The sequence below is a fragment of the Streptomyces sp. NPDC051452 genome (assembly GCF_044454765.1).
Taxonomy (GTDB): Bacteria; Actinomycetota; Actinomycetes; order Streptomycetales; family Streptomycetaceae; genus Streptomyces.
The window spans coordinates 60,135-66,953 of sequence record NZ_JBITEB010000026.1 but is presented as its reverse complement, the minus strand read 5'-3'; the positions used below and the strand labels follow the sequence as shown (position 1 = coordinate 66,953).

General features: G+C 71.6%; 5 protein-coding genes. 2 read left to right on the top strand and 3 right to left on the bottom strand.

Annotation, left to right across the window (positions count from 1 at the left end; all coding sequences use genetic code 11):
- Positions 1-443 precede the first annotated feature (443 nt).
- Positions 444-992, bottom strand: coding sequence for a MarR family transcriptional regulator (locus ACIBA9_RS36825; protein WP_362164291.1), 549 nt, complete (start codon positions 990-992; stop codon positions 444-446).
- Positions 993-1,102: 110 nt separating this feature from the next.
- On the opposite strand from ACIBA9_RS36825, the gene ACIBA9_RS36820 reads away from it, so the two are divergent.
- Positions 1,103-2,386: an MFS transporter gene (locus ACIBA9_RS36820; protein ID WP_399369943.1), complete on the top strand. Its 1,284-nt coding sequence runs from the start codon at positions 1,103-1,105 to the stop codon at positions 2,384-2,386.
- A 73-nt stretch (positions 2,387-2,459) separates the two neighbouring features.
- Here ACIBA9_RS36820 and ACIBA9_RS36815 read toward each other — a convergent pair whose 3' ends face one another.
- Complete coding sequence (locus ACIBA9_RS36815; RefSeq protein WP_399369941.1) at positions 2,460-4,109, bottom strand: SpoIIE family protein phosphatase; 1,650 nt, start codon at positions 4,107-4,109, stop codon at positions 2,460-2,462.
- Positions 4,110-4,240: 131 nt separating this feature from the next.
- Entirely contained in the window at positions 4,241-5,617 is a 1,377-nt protein-coding gene (locus ACIBA9_RS36810) for an NAD(P)/FAD-dependent oxidoreductase (RefSeq protein ID WP_399369939.1), read from the bottom strand.
- Between the two features lie 375 nt (positions 5,618-5,992).
- On the opposite strand from ACIBA9_RS36810, the gene ACIBA9_RS36805 reads away from it, so the two are divergent.
- Entirely contained in the window at positions 5,993-6,814 is an 822-nt protein-coding gene (locus ACIBA9_RS36805) for a TetR/AcrR family transcriptional regulator (protein WP_399369937.1), read from the top strand.
- Positions 6,815-6,819: the final 5 nt, after the last annotated feature.

Sequence of the window (6,819 nt, the reverse complement as noted above, 5' to 3'; positions counted from 1 at the left end):
CTCACCCTCTCGGGCTTTCCTCCGGGCTTCCCTTCGGTGTTTCCGACTCTATCAGATCTTTTCTCGATCCGATTTCCTCGGTGCTTTCCAGGTTCTCGCTTTCGCGTTTCCCTTTCCGGCGGTTCCGACTCTATCAGACCCTTTCGGCGTCTGACTCCCAGTCAGGGGGGTTTGTCTTCCCGGCTGTTGGGCCGTTCCGACGTCTCAAACCTTAGCGGATCCTCCCGGCGATTCCCAATCGGGCCGCCGAGTCCCTATTCGAATTGAATTCCGGCACGCCGAAATCAACCCGGAGGGGAGATCGTACTGATGGTGTGAGGTTGCCGCTCGAGGCGACTGAGGTGCCACCACAAAGCCGTTACGGCTCCGCGGCAACCCGAAGAACTATACGGATCCACCAGAGGCGCGTCAAGCAGCCCCTGTCAAGATCTTTTATGGGGGCATCAGTCCAGGTCGCTGAGCCGGCCGCCGGCGTCCGGCTGCGCGTGCTCCACTCGGCGCAGCAGCCGGGTCAGGACCTCACCGAGCGCCGAGCACTCCGCCGGCGTCAGGTCCTGGAGCAGGTCCTCCTCGAAGACCGTCGCCAGGCGCATCGCCTCCAGCCACTTCTCGCGGCCCTCCGGCGTCAGCTCGACGATGACGCGGACGCGGTTGGACTCGTCGCGCTCCCGGGTGACCAAGCCCTCGGTGACCATGCGGTCGATCCGGTGGGTCATCGCGGCCGGGGTGAGGCCGAGGCGCTTGGCGAGGTCGCTGGGTCCCAGGCGGTACGGGGCGCCGGACAGGACCAGTGCCTTGAGGACCTCCCACTCGGCGTTGCTGATCCCGAGCGCGGCGGTCTGGCGGCCGTAGGCGACGTTCATGCGCCGGTTCAGCCGGGAGAGCGCCGACACGATCTTCTCGACCTGGGGGTCGAGGTCCTGGAACTCGCGCTGGTAGGCGGCGATCTGTTCCTCGAGTGTCGGCTCCGGGACGCCGGGGGTGTCGGCCATGGCCGCAGTATGACACGCCGCCCCTTTGCCTTGAAGTCCTTCACTGTGTACTCTTTAGCTTCGAACTTTAGCTTTGAAGTCTTCAGACATAACTAGTGAGAGAGGTGAACGTGACCAGGGCGATGGGCGCAGCGATGCGCCGGATCCACGTGGGCAACGCACTCAGCGCATTCGGGCTCGGCTTCACGGTTCCGTATCTGTACGTCTACGTGGCGCAGGTGCGAGGACTGGGGTCCATGACGGCGGGACTGGTGCTCGCCGTCTTCGCCGTGGCCGCGCTGATCGTGCTGCCGTTCGCCGGCCGGGCGATCGTGCGGCGCGGCCCGCTGCCGGTCCTGCTCGCCGCCCTGGTCACCGCCGCTCTGGGCGCACTGAGCCTCGGGCTAGCGGGCGGTGCCGCGAGCGTGCTGCTGTCCGCGGCGGCGCTCGGCGCGGGCCAGGCCGTGATGCAGCCGGCGCTGGCGACCATGATCGTGGACTGCTCGACGGCGGACACCCGCTCGCGCGCGTTCGCGACGCAGTTCTTCCTGCAGAACCTGGGGCTCGGCGTCGGTGGCCTCATCGGCGGTCACCTCGTCGACACCACGCGCGTGTCCTCGTTCACGCTGCTCTTCGCCATCGAGGCGGCGATGTTCCTGCTGCTGGTCGTCCTGATGGCGACGGTGCGGATGCCGCACTCGCCGCGGATGGAGGACGCGCCCGGGCAGTCGACGAAGGGCAGCTGGAAGCGGCTGCTCGGCAACCGGGCGATGGTGCAGCTGTGCGTGCTGGGCTTCGTGCTGTTCTTCGCCTGCTACGGCCAGTTCGAGTCGGGGCTGAGCGCGTTCGGCGTGGAGGCGGCCGGCATCTCCACCTCGGCGCTGGGTACGGCACTGGCCGCGAACACGCTGATGATCGTGGTCGCCCAGTTCGCCGTGCTGAAGTTCGTCGAGCGGCGCCGGCGGTCCCGGGTGATCGCCGGGGTCGGGCTGATCTGGGCCGTCGCCTGGGTGGCCGCCGGGTACGCGGGGCTGGGCCATGGCAGTCAGGAGATGGCGACGGCGGCGTTCGTGTCGACGTACGCGCTGTTCGGGCTGGGCGAGGCGATGCTGTCGCCGACGGTCGCGCCGCTGGTCGCCGATCTGGCGCCCGAGGGCATGGCCGGTCAGTACAACTCGGCGTTCGCGCTGGTCAAGCAGTTGGCGCTGGCGGTCGGTCCGGCCGTGGGCGGCCCCATGGGGGCCTCGCTGCACGCGCCGTACATCGTGACCTTCCTGCTGTTCTCGCTGGGGATCACCCTGCTGGCGCTGCGGCTGGGCCGTCGGCTCACCGTCGCCCAGGACCACCCGTGGGCCGCGGCGAGGAGCCGGGTCGTGGCCAGGGGCAGCGCGGATCCGGTCGCCGTGGAGGCGTGAGCCGCCCAGCCCCTTCGCCGGACACACGCGGGGGTGGCGCACACCGTGCGACGCCCCCGTCCTCGTACGGCGGCTAGGGCTGCTTCGGCAGCAGGAACTCGCACCACACCGCCTTGCCGCCGCCCGGTGTGCGTCTGGAGCCCCAGCCCGACGCGATGGTCGCCACGATCGCGATGCCCCGGCCCGATTCGTCGGCCGGTTCGGCGCGCCGGCGCCGGGGCAGATGGTCGTCGCCGTCGGTGACCTCGATGATCAGCCGGCGGTCGGTACGGCGCAGCCGCAGCCGCATGGGCGGCGTGCCGTGCTGGAGGCTGTTGGCGACCAGTTCGCTGGCGGCGAGGACACCGAGGTCGTGCAGTTCCGTGGGGAAGCGCCAGCTGGTGAGGACGCCGGAGGCGAAGGCACGCGCGCGTGGGGCCGCCTCGATGCCGCCGAGCAGTTCCAGCGCCGCGTTGCGGAAGAGCTCGCTCCGCGGCCCCGTGTGCGCCGGGTGCTGGAGGACGAGGACGGCCACGTCGTCGTCGTGGTCCGCGGTGACGCCGGCCGAACGGACCAGGCGGTCGCAGACGACCTGCGGGGTGCCCGTGGCGCCCGCCAGGGCGCCTTCGAGGGCGGCGATGCCCTCGTCCAGGTCCTCGTCGCGGCGCTCGACCAGGCCGTCGGTGTAGAGGACGGCCGTCGAGCCGGGGCCGAGCGCGATGGAGCCCGAGGTGTGGATCCAGCCGCCGGTGCCGAGCGGCGGGCCGGTGGGTTCGTCGGCGCGGGTGACGCTGCCGTGCTCGTCGCGGACCAGGATGGGCAGGTGCCCGGCCGAGGCGTACACGAGGCGGCCCTCGTTGGGGTCGTGGACGGCGTAGACACAGGTCGCGATCTGGTTGGCGTCGATCTCGGTGGCCAGGCCGTCGAGCAGTTGCAGCACCTCGTGCGGGGGCAGGTCGAGCCGGGCGTAGGCGCGGACGGCGGTGCGCAGCTGGCCCATGACCGCCGCCGCCCGCACCCCCCGGCCCATGACGTCTCCGATGACCAGGGCGGTGCGTCCGCCGCCGAGGGTGATGACGTCGTACCAGTCCCCGCCCACCGCGGCCTCGGTGCCGCCGGGCTGGTAGGTGGCGGCGATGCGCAGGTCGTCGGGCTGTTCCAGCTCCTGCGGGAGCAGGGATCTCTGCAGGGTCACCGCCGTCTCGCGCTGTCGGCGCTCGCTGGCGCGCAGCCGCTCCGCGGCCTCGGCGTGGTCGGTGACGTCGGTGGCGAAGACGAGCACACCGCCGTCGCGGCCCGCGTCCTCGGCGACGGGCGTGCAGGTGAAGGTGTACGAGCGGCCGTCGACGGCCTTGCGGGACTTCAGGGTGCGGGACTTGCCGCTGCGCAGTACCTGGTCGAGGAGCGGCAGCAGCCCCAGTTCGGAGAGTTCGGGCAGCGCTTCGCGCGCGGGGGAGCCGGTGGGGCGGGCGCCGAAGGCCGCCGCGTAGGCGTCGTTGACGTAGGCGATGCGGTGGTCGGAGCCGTGGACGAGGGCGACGAGGGCCGGGACGCGGTCGAGGACGTCGCGGGTGGGCAGGTCGTCGACGACGGGCACCGGACGGGTCCCGTCGAGCCGCCGTTCGGCGCGGGCCGCGGGCACGGAGCCTTCTCCCCGCCGGTCCGGGGAGACCGCGGTCTCGGTCCGTGCCGCCGCGCGGCGCTGCGTTCCGGGGAGCCGGGCGCTCCAGCGCGTGAAGTTCACTGTCGGGAAAGCCTCGTGGGTGCTGAGGGCGGGCGGGTGGCCCGTCCGAGGACGTGGGGCAGTCTGGCAGGGGGAGAGCCGCGGCGACATCCGTCAGACGCCTCGGCGGTCCGTGGAGTTCCTCGGTCCGGTCAGGACGACCCCAACGGGTCGTCCGAGGGGCTGTGAGGAGGCTGTCCACCGGCTGCCAGTTCGAACTCCGCTCGGGGATGTTCGAGCGAACCGAGGGAGACGATCTCCCGTTTGAAGAGCCCGGCGAGGGTCCATTCGGCGAGCACCCTGGCTTTGCGGTTGAAGGTGGGCACCCGGCTGAGGTGGTAGACGCGGTGCATGAACCAGGCAGGGTAGCCCTTCAGCCTGCGCCCGTAGACCTGGGCCACGCCCTTGTGCAGGCCGAGGGAGGCGACCGAGCCGACGTACCGGTGCGCGTACGTCTCCAGGGGCTCGCCGCGCAGCGCGCGGACGATGTTGTCGCCGAGGACCCTGGCCTGGCGGAGGGCGTGCTGCGCGTTGGGGGCGGTCTCGGTGCCGGGTGCGGCGGTGACGTCGGGGACTGCGGCGGCGTCGCCCGCGGCCCACGCGTGCGGGGCGCCGTCCACGGTCAGCTCGGCGGTGCAGCGCAGGCGGCCGCGGTCGGTGAGCGGCAGGTCGGTGGCGGCGAGCAGCGGGTGCGGCCGGACGCCCGCGGTCCACACGAGCGTGCGGGTCGGGAAGCGCTGGCCGTCGCTGAGGACGGCGACGCGGTCGGCGCAGGAGTCCAGGCGGGTGCCGAGCAGGACCTGGATGTTGCGTCGACGCAGCTGGGTGACGGTGTAGCGGCCCATCTCCTCGCCGACCTCGGGGAGGATGCGGTCGGAGGCCTCCACGAGGATCCATTTCATGTCCTCGGGGCGGACGTTGTGGTAGTAGCGCGCGGCGTAGCGGGCCATGTCCTCCAGCTCGCCGAGCGCCTCCACGCCCGCGTAGCCGCCGCCGACGAAGACGAAGGTGAGGGCGGCGTCGCGGATCGCGGGGTCGCGGGTGGAGGAGGCGATGTCCATCTGCTCGATGACGTGGTTGCGCAGCCCGATGGCCTCTTCGACGGTCTTGAAGCCGATGCCGTACTCGGCGAGTCCGGGGACGGGCAGCGTGCGGGAGATCGAGCCGGGGGCGAGCACGAGTTCGTCGTAGTCGAGGAGTTCGGCCGCCTTGCCCTCCTCGGCGGTGGCGAGCGTGGTGACGGCGGCGGTGCGGACCGCGTGGTCGACGGAGGTCACCTCGCCGACGACGACATGGCACCCGTCCAGGACGCGGCGCAGCGGTACGACGACATGGCGGGGGGAGATCGAACCGGCGGCCGCCTCGGGGAGGAACGGCTGATACGTCATATAAGGGTCGGGAGTGACGACGGTGATCTCGGCCTCACCCCGTTTGAGCTCGGCCTTCAGCTTCCGCTGGAGGCGCAGGGCCGTGTACATCCCGACGTAGCCGCCGCCGACAACCAGAATGCGCGCACGTTCCTTCACCATCCCATGACGCACCCGGCGCTGTTGTTTGTCCACAGCCCCGGCAATTTGTGTGACTGACGGCCGGATGTGCGCGGGGCCGGGGGCGATGTCCGGGCGGGACGAAAGGGACCAGGTCAGCGGGGGCGGACGAGAGGGCGCGAAGGTGCGGAACCGGGACGTACGTGCCCCGTACTCCGATCGAGGGGCGCACTGTGCGGAACCTGCCCCTTCTGAATTGACTGTCTCTCAACTATGTTCGTGTGTCGACGGAGTGTAGGGAATGTGGTCGATCGGACCCGCGACGGGCGGGTGCGGTCGGGACCGACGCCAGTTCCGCGCGCTCCGCGTTCAGGCGGGGAAAGTCTCCGGGGGGAGACGTCATTACCGGGGGAACACATGCATGTTCAGGACACGCATCATTGGGCATCGGCGGCCGCTCTCGCGACCGGTGGCGGTGCGATGAGCGCGGGCGCGGGCAACGGGCGCGCGGACGGGGTGCGTACGACGCCGCTGCGCGTGGACGCGCAGCGCAATCTGGAACACGTGCTGCGTGCGGCGCGTGAGGTGTTCGGGGAGCTGGGCTACGGCGCGCCGATGGAGGACGTGGCCCGCCGCGCGCGGGTCGGGGTGGGCACGGTGTACCGGCGCTTTCCCAGCAAGGACGTACTGGTGCGGCGGATAGCGGAGGAGGAGACGGCGCGGCTGACCGAGCAGGCGCGGACCGCGCTCGGTCAGGAGGACGAACCGTGGTCGGCGCTGGCCCGGTTCCTGCGGACGTCCGTGGCGTCCGGTGCGGGCCGGTTGCTGCCGCCGCAGGTGCTGCGGGTCGGCTCCGCCGTCGCGGCCGACCCGGAGCCCTCCCTCGGCGCCGTCGGGTCTGCCGGTGCCGTCGGTGCTGTCGAACCGGTCGGTCCCTTCGGGGACACCCGGATGCCGCAGCAGCGGACGCAGCCGGTGGCCGGTGAGCTGCGGCTGGTGCCGGAGGACGCCGTGGCGGCGGCCGACGACACCGGGTCGGCGGCACTGCTCGAGGTCGTCGGGAAGCTGGTGGAGCGGGCTCGGGCAGCGGGTGAGCTGCGGGCCGATGTGACCGTCTCCGACGTCCTGCTGGTGATCGCCACCGCGGCGCCCTCGCTGCCGGACGCGGCGCAGCAGGCGGCCGCCTCCGAGCGGCTGCTGGACATCCTGCTGGGCGGACTCCGCTCCCGCCCGGCGTAGTCGGC